Annotated in this window: 2 protein-coding genes and 1 pseudogene; all 3 read left to right on the forward strand. The window is 60.3% G+C overall.

The annotated features are described in order from the left end of the window. Positions 1 to 60 precede the first annotated feature (60 nt). Complete coding sequence (gene tnpA, locus ACQ5BM_RS34520; RefSeq protein WP_429820833.1) at positions 61 to 507, forward strand: IS66-like element accessory protein TnpA; 447 nt, start codon at positions 61 to 63, stop codon at positions 505 to 507. Beyond that, positions 504 to 857, forward strand: a complete 354-nt coding sequence (gene tnpB / locus ACQ5BM_RS34525) for an IS66 family insertion sequence element accessory protein TnpB (protein ID WP_042779359.1) — start codon at positions 504 to 506, stop codon at positions 855 to 857. Before tnpA ends, tnpB begins: the two co-directional genes overlap by 4 nt. 45 nt (positions 858 to 902) lie before the next feature. Then, a pseudogene (gene tnpC / locus ACQ5BM_RS34530) lies at positions 903 to 2,062 on the forward strand (IS66 family transposase); the annotation flags it as partial.

The following is a 2,062-nucleotide window of genomic DNA, read 5'->3' on the forward strand; positions in this document are numbered from 1 at the left end:
GTACGCATCCGAGGTGGGCCGCCTTGCTGAGAAGTGAGGCGAACTGGATGTTCTGTCTATATGGACGTCAATATAGACAGTGTGAGAACCGTGGATTTAACGATAGAGAAGCGGCCGCAAGTTAGCCGTATGGAGATTGTCGATAGCGGGCGGCGTCGCCGTTTCAGCAACGAGGCCAAACTTGCGATCGTGGCGGAGAGTTATTCCGCCCCGCGTCAGGTCACGGCAACAGCACGTCGCCATGGGATCACACGCTTTCAGTTGAACGATTGGCGTAAAGCAGCACGCGAGGGACGGCTCGGCAATGGGCGGGGGAGTGAAGGGTTTGTTCCTGCACTGTTGGTCCCGGAGCCAGGCATGCCGGTTGTTGCGCCGACCAATTCTTCGACGGTACAAAGTGGGCTTATGGAGGTCGTCAGCGCCAATGGTCGCCGTGTGATCGTGGGACGCGATGTCGACGTTGAAGCGCTGCTTCGGGTCCTGCGCGGACTGGAGGCGCTGCGATGAATCCGTTTCCGATGGGAACAGGGGTCAAGGTTTGGCTTTCGACAGGGTATACGGACATGCGCTGTGGCTTTCCCTCGCTGGCGCTTCGGGTGCAGGAGGTTCTGCAGCATGATCCGTTGTCAGGGCATCTCTTCGTCTTCAGGGGGCGCAGATCGGATATTTTGAAGATCATCTGGCATGATGGTCTGGGCGCCTGCCTTTTTACCCGGCGGCTGGAGAAGGGCCGGTTTATCTGGCCGAATATGGAGGGCGGCGCGGTAGCGATCTCACCGGCACAATTGTCGTATTTGTTGTCCGGGATCGACTGGCGCAATCCGCAGGAAACCTGGCGTCCGACACGGGTCGGATAGCATTATTACATTGAAAATATTGAGTGAATCTGATCGAATGGCTTCATGACCTCGAAGCCTGTGGATCTTCCTGCGGACCTTGCGAGCGCCTATCTGGCGCTGCTTTCCGAGCGTGAGATGTTGCAGGCTGAACGTGATGTCGTTGTCGCCGAGCGCGATATCGTCGTCGCGGAGCGGGACATTGCGGTGGCGCAAGCCGCCAATGCGCAGGCCATGCTGTCGGACAGTGAGGCCTTGATTGCCAGTCTGGAACTGGCGATCGAAAAGCTGAAGCGCGAACTGCGCGGCCGGCGATCCGAGCGCACGGCGCGCCTGATCGACTAGATGGAATTGCAGCTCGAAGAACTGGTGATGGCGGCGACGGAGGATGAAGCCGCGGCGCAGGCGGCTGCCGCCAAGACCTCGAACGTACGTTCGTTCACGCGCAAACGGCCGCTCCGAAAGCCGTGGCCGGAGGATATCGAGCGCGAGCGTGTGGTGATCGATCCCCCAGCCACCTGTGCATGCTGCGGTGGGTCGCGCCTGTCGAAGCTGGGCGAGGACGTCACCGAGACGCTCGAGGAGGTTCCGCGCCGGTTCAAGGTGATCGAGACGGTGCGGGAGAAATTTACCTGCCGCGACTGCGAGGCGATCAGCCAGTCGCCGGCGCCGTTCCATGCGACGCCGCGCGGCTTCATCGGTCCTCATCTGCTGGCGACGATCCTGTTCGACAAGTTTGGCATGCATAGCCCTCTCAACCGCCAGAGCACCCGGTTCAAATGCGAGGGTATCGAGCTTTCGACCTCGACGCTGGCCGACCAGGTCGGGTATGGAACGGCCGCGCTGCTGCCGATCTTTGAACTGATCGAGGCGCATGTCTTTGCGGCCGAGCGGCTTTTTGGCGACGACACCACCATTCCCATCCAGGCCAAAGACAAATGCACGACCGGGCGAATATGGACGTACGTGTGCGATGACCGGCCTTACGGCGGCGCCGCGGCGCCGGCGGCCGTGTACTATGCTTCGAGCGACCGCCGCGGCGAGCACCCGCAGAAGTACTTGGCCGAGTATGGCGGCATTCTGCAGAATGATTGTTACAATGGCTTCGAGCCGCTCAGTGTCGCCGAAAAGAAAGCGGTACCGATCACCTTCGCCTTTTGTCATGCGCACGCGCGGCGCAAATTCTTTGAACTGGCCGACATCCAGAAAAATGCCCGCGACCACAA

The sequence above is a fragment of the Ensifer sp. B1-9 genome (assembly GCF_050474445.1).
Classification (GTDB): Bacteria; Pseudomonadota; Alphaproteobacteria; order Rhizobiales; family Rhizobiaceae; genus Ensifer.

Bases quoted from the DNA above. Each gene is read 5' to 3' on its own strand.
- tnpA (WP_429820833.1), top strand. From the start codon at position 61: ATGGACGTCAATATAGACAGTGTGAGAACCGTGGATTTAACGATAGAG.
- tnpB (WP_042779359.1), top strand. From the start codon at position 504: ATGAATCCGTTTCCGATGGGAACAGGGGTCAAGGTTTGGCTTTCGACA.